The sequence below is a fragment of the Polaromonas sp. P1_E3 genome, from assembly GCF_056405935.1.
Window position 1 is genome coordinate 1 of sequence record NZ_JBFUBD010000836.1, and the last position, 582, is coordinate 582.

Sequence of the window (582 nt, forward strand, 5' to 3'; positions counted from 1 at the left end):
AGGCARCGGCTTCCCGTGTGATCAAGAAATACCCGAATCGCCGGTTGTACGACACGGAGACATCGGCGTATATCACGCTGACGGAAGTTCGCCAGCTGGTGATGGACAGTGCCGATTTTGTGGTGCGCGATGCCAAGACCAACGAAGACCTGACGCGCAGCATCCTGCTCCAAATCATTCTTGAGGAAGAGACCGGCGGCGCGCCGATGTTCACCGAGGCCGTGCTGGCCAATATCATCCGTTTTTACGGCAACGCAATGCAGGGCTTCATGGGTGCCTACCTGGAAAAAAATGTCCAGAGCTTCATGGACCTGCAGGTGAAGATGGCCGAGCAGTCCAAGGGGCTGACGCCAGAGATGTGGGCGCAGTTCATGAATGCCCAGTCTCCGATGATGCAGGGCATGATGGGCACTTACGTGGAACAATCCAAGAATGTTTTCACGCAGATGCAGGAGCAGATGCAAAAGCAGAGTGAACAGATGCTGCAGGCTTTCGGCCTGAAGCGCTAGATCGAATGCCAGGGGTTGAATCTCTGGCGGTCACCTCAAAACGGCGACCCTGAGACAATACACCCATGAGCGA

General features: G+C 55.4%; 1 protein-coding gene. It reads left to right on the top strand.

All coding sequences use genetic code 11. The annotated features are described in order from the left end of the window. On the top strand, window positions 1-509 hold a 509-nt coding region (gene phaR, locus AC1D0Z_RS23840), incomplete at its 5' end, for a polyhydroxyalkanoate synthesis repressor PhaR (protein ID WP_477660579.1). Window positions 510-582: the final 73 nt, after the last annotated feature.